This is a genomic window from Streptomyces sp. CG4, from assembly GCF_041080655.1.
In the GTDB taxonomy this organism is placed as follows: domain Bacteria; phylum Actinomycetota; class Actinomycetes; order Streptomycetales; family Streptomycetaceae; genus Streptomyces.
In genome coordinates this window covers 8,863,245-8,880,384 of record NZ_CP163525.1, presented here as the reverse complement: position 1 = coordinate 8,880,384, position 17,140 = coordinate 8,863,245, and the positions used below count along the sequence as shown (strand labels likewise).

The window sequence follows — 17,140 nt, the reverse complement described above, 5'->3', positions numbered from 1 at the left end:
ATCCGGTGGTGCGGTCGTACGTCAGTGACGGGGAGCCGGCGTGTTGGCGGCGGTGACGTTGACCGCCGCCCACGCCTTGTCCACCGTCTTGTACTCGGTGCTGTTCGCTCCGTACAGGTCCTTGGCCGCCTTCAGTGTCGCGGCGCGCGCGTCGTGGAAGTCCGTCGTGGAGACCATGTAGCGGGTGAGCGCACGGTAGAAGATCGCGGTGGCCTTGGCGCGGCCGATGCCCTTGACCGTGGAGTGGTCGTAGGTCGGCGAGTCGTAGGCGACCCCGTTGATCGTCTTCTTGCCGCTGCCCTCCGCGAGGAGGTAGTAGGCGTGCGAGGAGACACCGGAACCGGCGTGCACCTCCGCGTTGTACGTGGCCGACGACCAGTAGTCGATCGTGCCCTCGAGCTTGTCGAGCGACGGGTGGTCGAGGCGGCGCAGGAACTTCTGGGCGAGGCCCAGCTTCTCGCCGATCAGGTAGTCCGGCGTGTCCTTCGGGTTGTTGGCGTAGAACTCGACGTTCGAGCCGAAGATGTCCGCGAGGGACTCGTTCAGGGCGCCGGGCTCACCGTACTGGTTGCCGTCGGCGTCGACGTAGGTCGGCTGCAGCTTGGCGGTCGCGTCGACCACGCCGTGCGTCAGCTCGTGGCCGGTGACGTCCAGGACGACCAGCGGCTTCTTGAAGGTCTTGCCGTCGCCGTCGCCGTACAGCATGCAGTTGCAGGCCGGGTCCCAGAAGGCGTTGGCGACCTTGTTGCCCCAGTGGACCATGCCCTGGGCTGCCTTGCTGTTGTCGGCTATGCCCTTGCGCCCGAAGGTGGACTTGTAGAAGTCCAGGGTCTTGGTGATGCCGTACTGGGCGTCCGCGGCGGCGCTGGCCCGGTCGCCCGTGGTGCCGTTGCCCCACACGTCGGTCGTGTTGGTGAACGACGTGCCCGCGCTGAACTTCTCGCTGGTCTTGCCCTTGGCGTCCCGGGTCTCGGTGCCGTACCGGCTCGGGTCCTTGAGCTGGTAGTGGCCGCGCGAGGTCTGCGTGGTGGTCAGGGGGACGTTGCCGACGAAGAGGGTCTTGCCGGTGCCCTTCGCCGCCGACGGGAAGCCCGTGGCGCCGGAACCGACGAGGCCGGCCTCGGGGGAGGCGGCGGCCGTGCCGGTGGCCGGGTCGATCGTCTCGCCCTGCCGGTGCAGGTTCGCGAGCAGCTTCGGCGACAGGAACTCGTCGCTGTCGGGGGTGTTGCTGCGCACCTTGCCGGTGACGGCGTCGACGACGACGGTGTTGGTGCCCTGCTCGTCGGTCACCGTCACCTGGTAGGCCAGGGCGGCGGAGCCGTCGCGGGCGTCGACGACGAGCTGCGCGTCGCCCGCGTCGCCCTTGGCGGCCTCGGCGGCCTTGCCGGCGGCCTGGTCCGCGGTCAGCTTGGCCTGCGTGGTGGCCGGCGTGACGGTGTGGCCGGCGGCGCGGGTCACACCGGTGTAGGCCAGCTGGTGGTCGAGGTGGACGACGAGGTCACCGCCGAGGACGGGCAGGCCGTCGTGCGTGCGGACGAACCGGACGTGCCGCGCGCCCTCGGGGTCGAGCATCACGTCCTGGGCGTGCAGTTCGTCGCCCTTGGAGACGCCGGTCGCCGCGTCGTGGGCGAAGGCCGCGGTGCGCGCCGCCTCCACCACCGCCGTGGCGTTCGTCGTGGCGGAGGCCGAGGACCGCTCAACCTCCGTGGTGGGACCCGCGAAAGCCGTGCCGGCCAGGCCCGTGGCAGCCGTCGTCACCGCGATGGCGACAGCGACGCTGCGTATGTGGGGTCTACGCAAGGATCAGGGTTCCTTTGTGCGAAGGCAGCAGGGGTCACCAACCGCCTTGAGACGTGGCGCGGTTGAGCGTCACGAGGGCTGGTCGGGCCCTGGGGCGTAACCCTTACGGATCAGTCATGTGCACGTAAAGCCGGAATGATCGGTTTCGTGGTCTTCTATGACAATCCTTTACGAATGTCGACCACAGAGTGATCACCAGCTGACCAGCTGTGTGTCGGTTGTGGAGACGTTGGCTCAATCCCCGGGGTTCCAGAGCCGGAATGTGACCCACGGCACTGTGGTTGACGGCGCTGCGAAACCGCCCCGCGCCCCTTTCGGGCCGGTTCGCGGGAACTTCCCCACGAGGTGCGGGCGTTGTCCTGTGTGTGACGAGCGAGCTGGCTGCCGGGGGCAATGTGCCGCTGCCCGCGGGTGTGGTGCTGCTGCGGGTGACCGGGCCGTTCGACGTGTCCGGGCTCGTCGGCGGCGCGGACGGCAAGGTCGGATCCGACGCCGACTTCGTGTTCTACAACCAGCCGCGGGCGCCGGGGGTCCGGCTGCGCGATGACGGCCTGGACGTCGACCCGGCCCGGCTGCGCGGCGGCGCCTGCCGCGTCACGGTCGTGGTGAGCGCCGCCGAGCCCGGTACGCCACTGGGGCGGCTGCCCGCTCCCCGGCTCCAGGTCACGGACGGCTCCGGGCGTACGGTGGCCCGGTTCACGCCGCCCCGCCCCGGCCCGGAGACCGTCCTGCTGCTCGCCGAGCTGTATCTCCGACCGGGCACCGGCTGGAAGCTGCGGGCGATCGGGCAGGGCTACGCGGACGGACTGGCCGGACTCGCCAGGGACTTCGGCGTGAACATCACGGACGACGGCAGCCAGCCACCGCCGACCACAGGCACCCCACCCACGGCAATGGGCTCCCGCACGAAGACCGGCCAACTCCAGGACGGCCCCATGGCCCCACCGCCCCACCAACTCGCGAACGGCTCCACAACCCCGCCATCCGGCCGACCTACGCGAGGAGCTGCGGGCCCGACGACCACCAAACCCACGGGCGGCCCCGCAGGCCCGACGTCCCGCCGACTCGCGGACAGGGCCGCGGGGCCAACACCCACCCCGCCCACGCAAAGCCCCGCAGACCGGACAACCCGCCGCCCCACGGACAGGGCGGCAGGCCCGACGGCAACCCCGCCCACGCACAGCCCCGCAGCTCCACCGCCCCGCCGACCCACGAACGACTCCACAAGCCCGCCATCCGGCCGACCCACGGACGGCACCGCAGGTCCGACACCCCGCCGACTCGCGGACAGGGCCGCAGGCCCGATGCCCACCCCACCCACGCAAAGCCCCGCAGGACCACCGCCCCGTCGACCCACGGACGCCGTCACGGGCGAGTTTCTCCGGCTGGTCAACTCCGCCCGGGCGCAAGCCGGTTCGGTGGCCGTCGGCGACGATCCCCGGCTCGGCTCCGCCGCGTGGGCTCATGCGCAGGCCATGGCGGATGCCGGACGGCTCGCGGCCGAGGGGCGGGACGGTGTCTCGGTGCATCAGCGGATCACCGCCGCCGGGTACGCGTACGCCACCGTGGGCGAGCATCTCGTGTCCGGCCCGCGCTCACCGGCCGAGTTCGTGGAGTACTGCCTGGGCTCGGACCGGTCCCGGCGCACCCTGCTCGACCCGGCCTTCCGGCACGCCGCCCTGGCCCACGCCGAGGCCGGCGACCGGTACTGGACCGCACTGTGGGCCGCGCCGCTCACCCCGGACGCGCTGTCGCGCTCGGCCGCCGAGGTGGTCGCGCTCACCAATGCCGAGCGCGGCCGGGCCGGCCTGCCGCCGCTCGCGACGGACCCGCTGCTCACGGCAGCCGCGCAGGCGCACTGCGCGGACATGGTGGCCCGCGACTTCTACGACCACACCTCCCCCGACGGCTCCCGGCCCTGGGACCGGGCCGCGGCCGCGGGATCCCGCCTGCTCACCATCGGCGAGAACATCGCCTGCGGCCAGCGCTCCCCCGCCGAGGTCGTGGACGGCTGGATGAACAGTCCGGGCCATCGCGCCAACATCCTGAAGCGGGAGTTCGGCCGCATGGGCGTCGGCTTCGCGGGCGGCGGCCGGGCGGGCACCTACTGGACCCAGCTGTTCGGTGGCTGACCGGGCACGCTCCGTGATCTTGGCGGAACGGCCTCCCTCGGGACACCATGCCCCGCATGAAAGGTGACCTCTTTTCCAGTGCGCACGTGGTGCAGCCGGCCGTGGAGCCGGGCATGTCCGTCGAGAACGCCAAGTGCGTCAGGTACACCGTGAGCGGTGAGATGTACGCCCGCCAGGGTGCGATGGTCGCCTATCGGGGCGACCTCAAGTTCGAGCGCAAGGTCCAGGGCGTCGGCGGCATGCTGAAGCGTGCGGTCACCGGCGAGGGGCTGCCCCTCATGGCGGTGCGCGGCCAGGGTGAGGCCTGGTTCGCGCACGAGGCACAGAACTGTTTCATCATCGAGGTCGAGCCCGGTGACCAGTTCACGGTCAATGGCCGCAACGTCCTGTGCTTCGACGCCTCACTGTCGTACGACATCAGGACGGTGAAGGGCTCGGGCATCGCCGGCGGCGGCCTGTTCAACAGCGTGTTCACCGGGCAGGGCCGGCTCGGTCTGGTCTGCGAGGGAAACCCGCTGGTCATCCCGGTCTCCGCGCAGTCCCCTGTGTACGTCGACACGGACGCGGTGGTCGGCTGGACCGCGCATCTGCAGACCTCGCTGCACCGCTCCCAGTCCATCGGCTCGATGCTCCGCGGCGGTTCGAGGGAAGCCGTGCAGCTGATGCTCCAGGGCGAGGGCTTCGTCGTGGTACGGCCGAGCGAGCTGACCCCGCAGAAGAACCAGCAGCACTGATCACCCAGAGGCACCGAAAACCCGGTGGCACGAACCTTCACAGCGTGATCCGCGCCGCACGGGCAACCCCCGTCGCCGTACCCGCGTCTTGATCGGTACAGACCGACACGCCCCGGTCCCTTCGGCCGGGGCGTATTTCCCCCACCCTATACACGCGATGTATACATGCCGTGTATAGAAAGGTACACATGTACGGCAAGGCTTTCGCCCCGGAGTACCAGGGCGCCCTGACCACCCTGTCCGTGAACTCCTCGCTGGTCGATGTGCTGGCGGAGGGCACCGAGAAGCTGCGCGAGGCCGAGCGGTCCGGGCGCCCCGCCGAGGCGGCCCGCTGCGGGCTGGCCGTCGCCGAGGCGCACCGGCGGCTCGGCCATGTGGGAGACGCGGACCGGGCCTGGAAGGCGAGCTACCGCGCCGCCCGCGCGGCCGACGACACCGCGGCGATGGCGTGGGCCCTGTGGAGCGGCGGCACCCTGGCCCGCCAGCGCGGAGCCTTCCCGCTGGCCTGGCGGCTGCTCGGGCTCGCGGCCGAACTGGGCGAGCGCGGCGGGGACATCGTCGTCCGGGGCTACTCACTGGCCGGGCTCGCGGAGACCGGCCGGATCCAGGGCGACTACGCGGCGGTCGGCCGGCTGCACGAGCAGCTGCTGGCCGAGGCGCGCAAGCGCGGTGAGGCCCGGCACACCGTGTGGGCGCTGGAGGGCATAGCGCAGATGCACCGCAACACCGGTGACCACGACCGGGCGTACGCGCTGTTCGAAGAGGCGGCGGAGATAGCCGAGCGCGCGGAGGACCGGCGCGGGCACGCCTGGGCGCTGCGCGGGCTCGCCGACATCCTCTCGGTGCGCGACAAGGACACCGAGGGCGCCCTGGAACTGCTGTCCCGGGCGGAGGCCGGCTGCCGGGCGATGAACCTCACCAGCGCGCTCGCCTACAACCACAAGATGCGCGGCAACGTCCTGTACCGGGCCGGGCGTTACGCGGAGGCGCGGGACCTGTACGAGCTGGCGCTGGAGGAGTTCCGGGCGATGAGTGAGCCGCGCGGTGAGGCACTGGCCCGGCTGGGCCTCGCCAAGTCGCTGGCGCAGCTGGGCCGGGACCGCGCGGAGACGGCGGCCGAACTCGCCGATCTTGCAGGAACGTTGGAGCGGAGCGGGCTGAAGCACGCCCGGGAGATGGTGGCCCGGGCGCAGGAGGAGTTCGGCCTCGCCGCGGCGGTGGCTCGGTGACCGCGATCCAGGCCCCGCCGGCGGCGCCCGAAGTCCTCACCCGCTGCCGGGACTTGGTGCGGCCTGCGCTGCGGGAGGCGGTGGAGCGGCTGCATCCGTGGGTGGCCGAGATGGCCGCGTACTCCTTCGGCTGGTGCGAGGTCGGCGGGGCGCCCGCCGCCGCGCCGGGCGGCAAGGGCGTACGGCAGGCGCTGGCGGTGCTGGGCGCCGAGGCGGCGGGCGCCGACGGGCGGGCCGGCGTCCCGGCGGCGGTGGCGGTGGAGCTGGTCCATGCCTTCTCGCTGCTGCACGACGACATCATGGACGGCGACCCGATGCGGCGCGGGCGCCCCGCCGTGTGGAAGGCGTACGGCACGGGCCCCGCGGTGCTCGCCGGGGACGCCCTGTTCGCGCTGGCCGTGGAGACCCTCGCGACCACGCCGCAAGGAGCCGCCGCCGTACGACTGCTGTCGGCGGCGCTCGCCGATCTGGTCCGCGGGCAGGCCGACGACCTACTGTTCGCCACCCGGCCGTGCACCGGCCCGGAGCGGGTGACGCCCGGGGAGTACCGGGCGATGGCGGAGGGCAAGACGGGCGCGCTGCTGGGCTGTGCCGCCGCGCTGGGCGCCGTGCTCGGCGGGGCGGACGAGGCCACGGCCGCTGCGCTGGACCGGGCCGGACGGCATCTCGGCGTCGCCTTCCAGCTGGTCGACGACGTGCTGGCCCTGTGGGGCGACCCGGCCGTCACCGGCAAGCCCGTGGGCGGAGATCTGCGCGAGCGCAAGAAGACGTACCCCGTGCTGGCCGCGCTCGGCTCCCCGAAGGCCCAGAGACTGCCCGAGCTGCTCGACGCGCCGGGACGGGCCGAGGAGGCCGCCGCGCTGATCGAGGCGGCGGGCGGCCGTACGGCGGCACTGGCCGAGGCCCGGGCGCACACGGCCGCTGCCCGGACGCTGCTCGCACAGGCGCCGCTGGCCGGCGAAGCCGTCGCGGATCTGGGCCGGCTGCTGGACCAGCTGGCGGACCGCGCGTTCTGATCGCGCGGTCGCCCGGTGAAACCGTGTTGACCGCGGCCGTCCGCGCGGGTCAGGGTGCGAAACGGCGCGGCCCCCACCCCCGCGCCGGAAGGGTGAAGCACCTTGATCGGCAGCAAGGAGATCGAAGCCGCGGCGAAGCGGATCGCCGGACATGTCGTACGGACACCGACCGTGGCGAGTCCGGGCCTGACCGCGCTGCTCGGCGTCCCGGTCACCGCCAAGCTGGAACTGCTCCAGCGCACCGGCTCGTTCAAGGCCCGCGGGGCGACGGCGAAGCTGCTGTCGCTGAGCGAGGCGGAGCGGGCGGCGGGCGTGGTCGCGGTCAGCGGCGGCAACCACGGCATCGCCCTCGCGGTGATGGCCGCCGCCCTCGATGTGAAGGCGACCGTGGTCATGCCCCGTACCGCGCCCGCGCGTTCCCTCGCGCTCGCCGAGGCGGCGGGGGCGTCGGTGCGGCTGACCGACGGCATGGACAGCGCGTTCCAGCTGGTGACGCGGTTGCGGGACGAGGGTCTCACCCTGGTCCACCCGTTCGACGACCCGGTGGTGATCGCCGGACAGGGCACGGTCGGCATGGAGTTGGCCGAGGACGTCGAGGACGGGGAGCTGACGGACGTCGTCGTCAGCATCGGTGGCGGCGGGCTGATCGCGGGGATCGCTGCGGCCCTCGCCGCCCGGCGTCCCGGGGTGCGTGTGTGGGGCGCGGAGACCGAGGGCGCCGAGGCGATGTCGGCCGCGCTGAAGGCGGGCGGCCCGGTGCCGGTGCCCCTGTCGTCCGTGGTCACCACGCTCAGCGCGCCCTCCGCGTCCCAGCTGACGTACGACCATGTGTCCGCGCTGGTCGAGGAGGTGCTGGTGGTCCCGGACCGGGACGCGGTGCAGGGCTGTCTGGACCTCGCCGAGCACGCCAAGGTCTGGGCCGAGCCGGCCGCGGGCTGTCTGCTGCCGGCGGCCCGGCAGGTGGTGGCCCGGGTCGGCGGCGGCGCCCGGATCGGACTCGTGGTGTGCGGCGGCAATACGACTCCGCTTGAACTCACCGGCTGGGGCGAGCGGTTCGGGCTGCTGTGAGACGGGGCCGCGCCCGGCCATTTACCCTCGGTTACCCGCAGGTCGAACGACCGCCGGGTGCGGTCATCGCAAACTCGAAAGCCCTTTCGAAGAATTGAATGAAAGGCAGGAATGGCACCCGAGTCACGGATTCTTTGAACGCATCCCCGCGTGCGGCGCGTACCCCCTGTGAGACACACAACAGGGGTCCATCAGCGAGGGGTGACCATGGTCAAGGCGCACGTCTCCGCACATGAGTTGGTCGCCGGACGGTACCGGCTGCTGGAGGTCCTCGCCCGCGAGACGAACCGTCTGTGGTGGTTCGCCGAGGACGTGGCGGCGGAGCAGCCCCGGCTGGTGGCCCAGACCGCCCTGCCGGAGCCTGCCGGGGACGACGACGCGCGCCGGGTCACGGCCCGCGTCGTACGGACCTCCGAGACCATGCGGCTGCTGTGCCCCGGCCAGGTCGCCACGGTCGTCGACGCGGTGGTGCAGGCCGGTGCTCTGTGGACGGTCACCGAGTGGATCGACGGCACGCCGCTGTGCGAACTCCTCGACCGTGAGGGCGCGTTCAACCCGGTGGTGGCTGCCCGGATCGGCCTGGAGCTGCTCGATGTGCTGCAGGCCGCGCACGACGAGGGCATCACGCACGGCGAGTTGAGCCCCGGCCTGGTCTTCGTGCGGGACAGCGGCCCGGTCGTCGTGGCCGGGTTCGGGCTGGCCGGCGCGACGCTGGTGCCGCGGCTCACGGCTCCGTCGTACGCCTCGCCGGAGCAGGCTCGCGACGAGCGCGTCGGGCCGGCCGCCGATCTGTGGGCGCTGGGTGCGCTGCTCTACACGATGGTGGAGGGCCGGCCGCCGTTCCGGGACCGCGGCCGGCCCGACGCGACCCTGAAGGCCGTGGACCGGCTGCCGCTGCGCACCCCGCTGCGCGCGGGCCCCCTCAGCCAGGCCGTACAAGGGCTGCTGCGGAAGAACTCGCGGGAGCGGCTGACCCGGCCGGTGGTCCGCGAGGCGCTGATCCGAGCCCTCGACGAGGACACCGACGCCGACCGGGAACCGGCTCCCGTGCCCCGGCTGCGCGGCGCGTACCGGGGGGTGTTCCTCGCCGGCGGGGAGCGGAGCAGACGTGTCCTGGCGGTTGGTACCGCGCTGGCCGTCGTCACGGTCGCCGCCGCCGTCCTGGCCGCGACGCACCAACTGCCGGGCACCGGCACCGCGCAGGCACCGGACCACGCCACCGCCTCGGCCCCGCCCGCCGGCCGGCGCGGCGGCGGCACCGCGACACCGTCCGCGAGCCCCACTCGCACCCCCACCCCCACCCCCACTGCGTCGACCCCGGCCGCCCTGCCGGCCGGCTACCACCGCTACACCGCCCCGGAGGGCTTCTCCGTCGCCCTTCCGGCCGGCTGGAAGCGGCTGACCACCACCCGCGTCACCGACGCCTACCGCATCACCTTCGGCCAGGGCGGCGACTGCCCCACCCTCGCCGTCACGCACAGCGAGCACGTGGGCCCGGACCCGGTGGCCGTCTGGCGGAACGACGTCGAACCGCAGCTGGCGCGGCTCCCCGGCTATCAGCGCGTCGGCGCCGTCCGCGCCACCACGTACCAGGGCCACAAGGCCGCCGACCTGGAGTGGCTGGCGGGGACCGGGGACGCGCGCGTGCACACCTTCGGGCGTGGCTTCCTGCTGGGCGGCGGCGACGCCTTCTCCCTGCGCTACACCACCCCGGCCGCGGACTGGGACGACGCCGCGAACCGGCTGGCGCTGAAGACGTTCCTGCTGACGTTCCGGCCGCCAGGGGACTGACCGGGACCCATATAGGCTTGCGCTTGCCTGTCTGCGCCCGCCTCCGGGTGCGGTTCCCCGAGCACCCTGTGCACATCTGAACATCCTTGCAGGAGAGTCATCCGTGACCCTGGTCATCGACCCGTCCGAGACGTCCGCCCCGGCCGCACAGCCGCTGTCCGACCTGGTGGCGCGCGACGCCCGGGAGTTCGGCGTCTACGCGCGCACCGGCGGCTGGGCCTTCGCGCTGATGGTGGCCCGCAGCGTGCGGCCCGGCGGGCAGGCCGCCGGTGAGACGCCGAAGGTGTCCGCGAAGGAGTTCGCCCAGCTGGCCGACTGCTCGCCGGAGCGGGTCATGCGCTACTACAAGGCCTGGGACCGGGCCGCCGACGACGGGCTCGTGCCGCACTTCGAGGCCCTGCAGCCGGGCCAGGAGGTCGACCTGCCGGACGCGGACGTGTGGCTGAGCTACTACGTCTCCCGCACCAGCGCGACCTCCGAGCGCGGCACCGCCATCGCCGAGGCCGCCGAGGCCGAGGGCATCCGCCCCACCAAGGCGCTGGAGGTCGCCGAGAACCCGACCGCGCTGCGCGCCGCGATCCTCGCCGACCCCTCCACCGCCCGTGCCGCCCGCTCCGCCCTGCTGGACCGGGTGCGGGAGGACCCCGAGCTGCAGGCCGAGCTGGCGCGTGACGTCGTACGGACCGACGACCTGAAGAAGGCCGTCGCGACCGAGAGCCGGGCCGCCGACCGGATCGGCTACGTCCGTCAGATCGCCGAGTCCGGCCAGATCAGGACGCCGGCCGGGCAGACCGTCGAGGCTCCTGCCGAGCTGCGCGAGGAGGCCGAGCGCCATCTGTCGCTGATCGACGAGCTGGAGGAGAGCGAGGACACCGGCGAGTGGGCCACCGAGGCCTACGACACCATGAAGTCGCTCGTCGCCGAGGCGGTCGAGGCCGACCCCGAACTGCGGGTCCAGGAGCGGCGGACGAAGTTCTACAGCAGCCTGCAGAAGGCGACCAAGGCGTTCGAGGAGCTCACCTTCGACGACGCCCAGGACTTCTACGAGGACGACATGGTCCAGCGCCTCGAGGACCTCCAGCAGGCCATCGGCAGCTGCCTGGCCGCGCTGCGCGGGGCCGGGCGGAATCCGTCGCAGGAGTGAGCGTTCCCGGCGGCACGGGTACAAAAGGAACGTGAGCCGATCGTCGCCGGAGGCCCTCGCGTGAACTCGTCCGTGCACACGACCCTGGTGGTGCAGCTGCGCGCGGAGGGCACCGGCCGGTGTGCCGTGTTCGCCCATCTCCGGTACGACGCCGCCGACCCGTTCGCCGTCACCGCCGTCTTCGGCCACGACGGGCGGGTGCTGGCCTGCTGGCGGCTGGACCGCGAGATGCTCTCCGACGGTCTTCTCCGGCCGGTCGGCGCCGGGGACGTACGGCTGCGGCCGGCCGCGACCGGTGCGTGGCACGAGCTGCGCATGGAGTTCCTCGGAGACGTCCGGCCCGACGGCGGCAGGCATCACGCGGTGGTGTTCGCCTGGGCGCCCATGGTCGCCGCGTTCCTGCGGGAGACCCACCGGGTCGTCCCGCCGGGACGGGAACGCGTCTCCGTCGACGAGCTGGTGGCCGAGATCCTCGCCGCGGGCTGAGCGGCAGTACCGCCCTGCGCCGACCGTCGTCCCCGTGCCTACCAGCGCTGCTCGACCTGGCTCTTGATCCGCCGTTCGTACAGCTCGCGGATCGCGGTGGACGTCTCCTCGGGCAGCGACGGCAGCTTGGCGGCGGCCGCGTTCGCGCGGGCCTGCTCCGGGGTGCGGGCGCCGGGAATCACCGTGGTCACGCCGTCCTGCTCGACGATCCAGCGCAGCGCCAGCTGGGCCGGGGTGTACCCCTCGGGGGCGAGCGCGGCGAACTCGGCGGCGGCCTCGACACCGGTCGCGTAGTCCACGCCGGAGAAGGTCTCGCCCTGGTCGAAGGCCTCGCCGTGCCGGTTGAAGGTGCGGTGGTCGTTGGCGGCGAACACCGTGTCCTTGGTGTACTTGCCGGACAGCAGGCCGGAGGCGAGCGGCACGCGCGCGATGATGCCGACTCCGGCGTCGCGGGCGGCGGGCAGCACCTCGTCCAGCGGCTTCATACGGAACGGGTTGAGGATGATCTGCACGCTCGCCACGTTCGGCCGGGCGATGGCGGTCAGCGCCTCGGCGCAGGTCTCCACGCTGACGCCATAGGCCGCGATCCGCTCCTCCTCGACCAGTGTGTCCAGGGCGTCGAACACCGCGTCGGAGGAGTAGACGGGCGTGGGCGGGCAGTGCAGCTGGACCAGGTCGATACGGTCGACGCCGAGGTTGCGGCGCGAACGGTCGTTCCAGGCACGGAAGTTGTCGAGGACGTAGTTCTCGGGGAGCTGGTCGACCCGGCGGCCCATCTTGGTCGCCACCAGCACATGCAGATCGGGCCGGCCACGCAGGAACGAGGCGATGGTCTCCTCGCTGCGTCCGTCGCCGTACACGTCGGCCGTGTCGAAGAAGGTGACCCCCGCCTCGGCCGCCGCCTCCAGGACGGCCAGGGCCTCCTTGTCGTCCACGTCGCCCCAGTCGGCACCCAGCTGCCACGTGCCGAGACCGACCGTCGATGCCCACTGACCCGACCTGCGGAATGCGCGTTCGTCCATGGCGCCAGTCTGTCACCCGGCACGCGTACTTTCGGACCGGACCGCTCAGCACAACCAGGCGATCGCTCCCTCGATGGTCAACTCTCCTTAGCTGGGGGACGGTTCGGTCCATCCCGACGGCGCCCACAGCCGAACTGCCGGGCCTCCCGGCGCAGGTGACGCTCTACCGCCCGGCGTACCGCAACGGCGCCGACGACACCACAGCCGACGGACTGTGGGCCTGTGCGCCGACCGGACCGGGCCGGACCAGGTGCTCGCCGTGGTCGACAGTGCCTGGCGGAGCGGCAGGCAAGGCAGGTCCGGGCACGAGACCGCTCGCACGGCTGGTCACTGACGATCGCCGAGGGAACGCGGGCCGACACCGGCGTCCTGCTGGTGGACACGGCCGCACATCTGACCGGGCCGGCCCTGGAGCCGGACTCGCCAGTCCGCGCCGGGCGATCCGGCCCTGGGCAGCGCGCCGACGATCGACACGCACGGCACCGCCGTACCGGCCGACGGCGGAGTGTTGCTGCGCGGGCCGGAGCGGTTCCCTGGGCCCGCACCGCGTCTTCGGCGACGCCTTCCTGGACCGGTTCCTGCGCTGCCGGGGGCGCGAGCCGGACCGGCGGGCGCCTCAGCCTTCGGGTGTCAACTGGGCCTGTACGAGCGGTCCGTAGCGGTCGGCGATGGTGTCGATGTCGCTCTCGCGCAGGCGCGCCCCGCGGGCGATTCCGTACATCACGCCGAGACCGACGAGCGCGGCCACGGCGAGTTCGGCGCGCAGGTCCGCGTCGGGGCCGGTGAGCCGGGCGGCGAGGCGGTCGGTCACCTGGGTACGGAAGTTGGCGCGCAGGATGTCGCCGTGGTCGCCGTGCAGCGGGGCGAAGGCGATGCGCAGCAGCGGGTCGGCGCCGCGCTCGCGCTGGCCGGCCACGACGTGCCGTGCCATGTGTCGGCCGAGGTCGGCGAGCGGCGCGTCCAGCAGGGCCTCCGCGCCGGTGTCGAAGGACATCACGCGGGCGAACAGGGTGTCCTTGTTGCCGAAGTACTTCACGATCAACGGCGGACTGACACCGGCCCGTTCGGCGACCGCCTTGAGCGTGATGTCGGCGTGCGCATGCCGGGCCAGCAGGTGGCGGGCGGCCTTGAGGATGGCGGCCTTCGTCGCCTCTGCATCACGGCGTGCCGGGGCGGTGGGGCGCGGGGCGGCGGAGCCCAGGACGACGGAGCCCTGGGCGACGGGGCCTGGACCGGCGGAGCCCGGGGCGGTGGAGCCCGGGGCGGCAGAACCCGGAGCGGTGGACCCCGGAGCAGCAGAACCCGAAGCGGTGGAGTCCGGCGCGGCAGAACCCGAAGCCGCAGAGCCGGGAGCGATGGAACCCGGGGCGGTGGAGCGTGGAGCAGCAGAACCCGAAGCCGCAGGGCCGGAAGCGGTGGAGCCCGGGCCGGTGGAGCAGAGGGCGGTAGAGCCCGGAGCGGTGGAGCCCGAAGCGGCAGAACCCGAGGCGACAGGATCGGAGGTGCTGGGCTCAGGAGTGCTGGGCTCGGGCTGGGTGCGCATGGTGCTCACGTTCCTTCCATCGCCTCGTCGCGGGTGTCCTCGGTGGCGTCCGCGGCGCGGCGGATGCCGGCCGCGGGGCCGTCGCCCGGGATGGTCAGGGCGGCCGCGCAAGCCGCGAGGGCGACGGCGCCCGCCATCGCGAAGGCGAGCTGATAGCCGTGCAGGGTGGGGATCGGGGCGCCGCCGACCGGGCCGCTGTGGTGCACGAGGACCGCGGCGACGGCGGCGCTGGAGGTGGCCTGACCGATGGTGCGCATCAGCACATTGACGCCGTTCGCGGAGGCGGTCTGCGCGGCCGGGACGGCCCGCAGGATGAGGGTCGGCAGCGCCGAGTAGGCGAGCGTGGTACCGGTCGCCACGACCGTGGCGCCCAGGATGATCATCCACAGGTCGCGGCTGTCGGCGATGCGGACCGCGTAGCCGCAGGCGATGACGGCGGCGCCCAGCGCGAGCGTGATCCGCGGGCCGCGCGCGGCCGAGATGCGGGCCGACAGCGGCGAGAGCAGCAGCATGGTGACACCGCCGGGCAGCAGACACAGACCGGTGGCGACGATGGACAGGTCGAGGCCGTACCCGGTGGCCCGTGGCGCCTGCACCAGCTGGGCGGTGACCAGCGAGTTGGCGTAGAAGGCGAACCCGGCCAGCAGGGCGGCCACATGCGACAGGCCCACCCGCGGCCGGGAGACCAACCGCAGGTCAACGAGCGGGCGTTCGGCGCGCAGTTGCTGCCACCACCACAGGGCGAGGACGACGGCGGCCGCCAGGAACAGCCCGAGGACCCGTGCGCTCCCCCAGCCCCAGGTGCCGCCCTGCGACACCCCCAGCAGCAGGCAGACCAGTCCGGTGCCGAGCCCCAGCGCGCCGAGCACGTCGAAGCGGCCGGGCTCGCGCATGGGCGACTCCTTGACGGCCCACCAGGTCGCCGCGACGCCCGCCGCGCCCAGGGCGCCGGTCAGCCAGAACATGGTGTGCCAGTCGGCGTACTGCACGACCAGCGCGGCGAGCGGCAGCCCGAGGGCCGCGCCGATGCCGACGGTGGAACTCATCAGCGCCACCGCCGACCCGCGCCGCTCCGGCGGGAGTTCGTCGCGCAGAACACTGATCGACAGCGGTACGACGGAGGCGGCGGCGCCCTGCAGCGCGCGGGCGGCGATGAACACGCCGATGTCCGAGGTCAGGGCGCACAGCACCGAGCCGATGGTCATCAGCGCGAGCGCGCAGGTGAGCACCCGGCGCTTGCCGTACATGTCGCCGGCCCGGCCGAGCACCGGAGTGAGGACGGCGCCGGAGAGCAAGGTGGCGGTGACCGTCCAGGAGACGGTCGCGGCGGACGCGCCGGTGAGCCGGGGCAGGTCCGGCAGCAGGGGGATGACGACGGTCTGCATGACCGCCATGAGGATGCCGCCGGACGCCAGCACCGGGACGGTGAGCCGGTCCCGCGGCCGGGACGACGCGCGGGCCGGTGACCGGGGTATCGGGGCGGGCCGGTCCATCGGCACTCCTGCGGGCAGGGCAGCACGGCTGCGCGGTGAATGACAATTCACCCTGGCTGGTGAATCGTCATTCACCAACGCTTTTCGGGCCGGCATGGAGCCGTCAGCCGAGGTTCTTCTCCAGGGCGGCCAGATAGTTGTGCATGAAGTGGTCGCGGATGCCGTCCGAGGCGGGCGCGAAGACGTCGGCGGTCAGCCCCTTGGCCCGGTCCGCGAGAGCCGAGAACATGGGCATGCTCTCGTGCAGCTTGCCCTCGGAGTCGAAGTAGCGCAGCGCCCGGACATGGGTGAAGACGGGCTCGGGCGGCAGCTGGGGAACGATGTCGTTGTTGTTGACGAAGCGGTACGTGCAGCCGCCGAGCCCCTTGTGGAACGCGTCGGCGAGCAGCCGGTCGCAGGTGCGCGGCTGACCGTAGGTGTACACGCCGTCCGCGGCCAGGTGCGGGGCCTCCAGATACATCCGGGCGCCGGCGAGCATCGCGAGGGCGCCGCCCAGGCTGTGCCCGGTGAAGTACACGCTCTGGCCGTCGGTGCGTAGTTCCGCGATGGCGTCGGCGACCTCCGGGTACACCGAGCGCAGGGCCTCGGCGAAGCCGTAGTGGACGTATCCGTTGCCGCCGGGGCCGGGGCTGGGCGGAGTCGTGGTGTCGGAGAGCCAGTCCTTGATCTGAGTGGGTTCGGTGCCGCGGAACGCGGTGACGATCATCCGGTCACCGGCCATGGTGTACGCCTGGGTGTCCTGCAGCGGGAACGGCGGGGTGAACCGGGTCTCGTGGTGCCGCACCCGGCCGAAGCCCCATTGCGCGGCCTGGTCCTCGATGACGGCGCGGTCCTTGTAGGCGAGATCGGCCGCGCGGGCCAGCCAGTAGGCGCGTTGGGGGCTGTAGCCGGACGAGGTCTGGTCGAACGAGTCGGGCACGGTCATGGACGGGACTCCTCGGGTGTGCGTGGGGGAGGTGAGGATCACCCAGTGCGGTCGGTCGGCTCCGCAGGGTAGCAGCGGCCGGACCTCCCGATCGCGTCAGTTTGGCGTGGTGAGCCGGGCCACTCGGACGGACGGCGCACGAGAAGGACCGCCGGAATCGGGGCCGGCGCGGCAAGGAATTCCCCGTTCCGGGGCGAATCACCCCTCAGCCACAGCAAGATCATCTTGGTTCAAAACTGTACGACATGTAGCCAATTGTCCGGATCACAGCCAACCGGTTCCGGGCGATTTCTTCCCATCCCTCAGCCCCCGATAGGCATGCGTCGTCACCACCCGAACGCCCTCCAGGAGGACCCGTATGCCCGACATCACCCGGCGCCGCGCGCTCGCCGCGACGGCCGCCCTCGCCGCGACGGCCACCGTCGCCACCCTCACAGCGCCGGCGGCGCGGCCGCCGGCCACGACCACCCCATGCCGATGCCGGGACACCCCGAGACCTTCGACGAGGTCTACAAGGGCCGCCGGATACAGGGCCGCCCGATGAGCGGCGGCGGCCACCACCACGAACACGGCGGCGGATTCGAGGTGTTGATCGACGGCGTGCAACTGCATGTGATGCGCAACGCCGACGGCAGCTGGATCAGCATCGTCAGCCACTACGCCCCGGTGACCACCCCGCGCGCCGCCGCCCGTGCCGCCGTGGACGAGCTGCAGGGCGCCGCGCTGCTGCCCTTCCCCGCCAACTGACCGCCCCCGC

13 protein-coding genes and 1 pseudogene are annotated in these 17,140 nt (G+C 72.8%); 9 read left to right on the top strand and 5 right to left on the bottom strand.

Annotated features, from left to right (window positions below):
- Positions 1-21: 21 nt before the first annotated feature.
- The gene (locus AB5L52_RS40930) at positions 22-1,800 is read right to left on the bottom strand and encodes a M4 family metallopeptidase (protein WP_351031472.1); all 1,779 of its coding nucleotides are present in this window, start codon (positions 1,798-1,800) and stop codon (positions 22-24) included.
- 365 nt (positions 1,801-2,165) lie between these two features.
- Here AB5L52_RS40930 and AB5L52_RS40925 point away from each other — a divergent pair, with 365 nt between their 5' ends.
- The 8 genes from AB5L52_RS40925 (at position 2,166) to AB5L52_RS40890 (ending at position 11,400) form a co-directional block, all read left to right on the top strand.
- Positions 2,166-3,932 (top strand): CAP domain-containing protein, encoded by a 1,767-nt coding sequence (locus tag AB5L52_RS40925; protein WP_369368250.1) that lies wholly within the window; start codon positions 2,166-2,168, stop codon positions 3,930-3,932.
- Between the two features lie 56 nt (positions 3,933-3,988).
- Positions 3,989-4,666: an AIM24 family protein gene (locus tag AB5L52_RS40920; RefSeq protein WP_369368249.1), complete on the top strand. Its 678-nt coding sequence runs from the start codon at positions 3,989-3,991 to the stop codon at positions 4,664-4,666.
- Between the two features lie 188 nt (positions 4,667-4,854).
- The gene (locus AB5L52_RS40915) at positions 4,855-5,895 is read left to right on the top strand and encodes a tetratricopeptide repeat protein (RefSeq protein WP_351031480.1); all 1,041 of its coding nucleotides are present in this window, start codon (positions 4,855-4,857) and stop codon (positions 5,893-5,895) included.
- Positions 5,892-6,911, top strand: coding sequence for a polyprenyl synthetase family protein (locus tag AB5L52_RS40910; protein WP_369368248.1), 1,020 nt, complete (start codon positions 5,892-5,894; stop codon positions 6,909-6,911). Before AB5L52_RS40915 ends, AB5L52_RS40910 begins: the two co-directional genes overlap by 4 nt.
- Positions 6,912-7,013: 102 nt before the next feature.
- A complete protein-coding gene (locus AB5L52_RS40905) occupies positions 7,014-7,979 on the top strand; it encodes a threonine/serine dehydratase (RefSeq protein WP_369368247.1) in 966 nt (321 codons plus the stop codon).
- A 207-nt stretch (positions 7,980-8,186) separates the two neighbouring features.
- Positions 8,187-9,770: a protein kinase gene (locus AB5L52_RS40900; RefSeq protein ID WP_369368246.1), complete on the top strand. Its 1,584-nt coding sequence runs from the start codon at positions 8,187-8,189 to the stop codon at positions 9,768-9,770.
- A 103-nt stretch (positions 9,771-9,873) separates the two neighbouring features.
- Positions 9,874-10,914, top strand: a complete 1,041-nt coding sequence (locus AB5L52_RS40895) for a hypothetical protein (RefSeq protein ID WP_351031491.1) — start codon at positions 9,874-9,876, stop codon at positions 10,912-10,914.
- 60 nt (positions 10,915-10,974) lie between these two features.
- The gene (locus tag AB5L52_RS40890) at positions 10,975-11,400 is read left to right on the top strand and encodes an SsgA family sporulation/cell division regulator (protein WP_351031494.1); all 426 of its coding nucleotides are present in this window, start codon (positions 10,975-10,977) and stop codon (positions 11,398-11,400) included.
- Positions 11,401-11,438: 38 nt separating this feature from the next.
- On the opposite strand, the gene AB5L52_RS40885 is transcribed toward AB5L52_RS40890, so the two are convergent.
- The 4 genes from AB5L52_RS40885 to AB5L52_RS40870 all read right to left on the bottom strand — a co-directional run bounded on the left by AB5L52_RS40885 (position 11,439) and on the right by AB5L52_RS40870 (position 16,383).
- On the bottom strand, positions 11,439-12,422 hold the full coding sequence (locus AB5L52_RS40885) for an aldo/keto reductase (protein WP_369368245.1): 984 nt from the start codon (positions 12,420-12,422) through the stop codon (positions 11,439-11,441).
- Positions 12,423-13,038: 616 nt separating this feature from the next.
- Positions 13,039-13,623 (bottom strand): TetR family transcriptional regulator, encoded by a 585-nt coding sequence (locus AB5L52_RS40880; protein ID WP_351031572.1) that lies wholly within the window; start codon positions 13,621-13,623, stop codon positions 13,039-13,041.
- 347 nt (positions 13,624-13,970) lie between these two features.
- Positions 13,971-15,458, bottom strand: coding sequence for an MFS transporter (locus tag AB5L52_RS40875; protein WP_369368244.1), 1,488 nt, complete (start codon positions 15,456-15,458; stop codon positions 13,971-13,973).
- A gap of 103 nt (positions 15,459-15,561) precedes the next feature.
- Complete coding sequence (locus AB5L52_RS40870; protein ID WP_351031503.1) at positions 15,562-16,383, bottom strand: lipase family protein; 822 nt, start codon at positions 16,381-16,383, stop codon at positions 15,562-15,564.
- A gap of 358 nt (positions 16,384-16,741) precedes the next feature.
- Between AB5L52_RS40870 and AB5L52_RS40865 the strand changes: the two are divergent.
- Positions 16,742-17,130: pseudogene (locus tag AB5L52_RS40865) on the top strand (tyrosinase cofactor).
- Positions 17,131-17,140 lie beyond the last annotated feature (10 nt).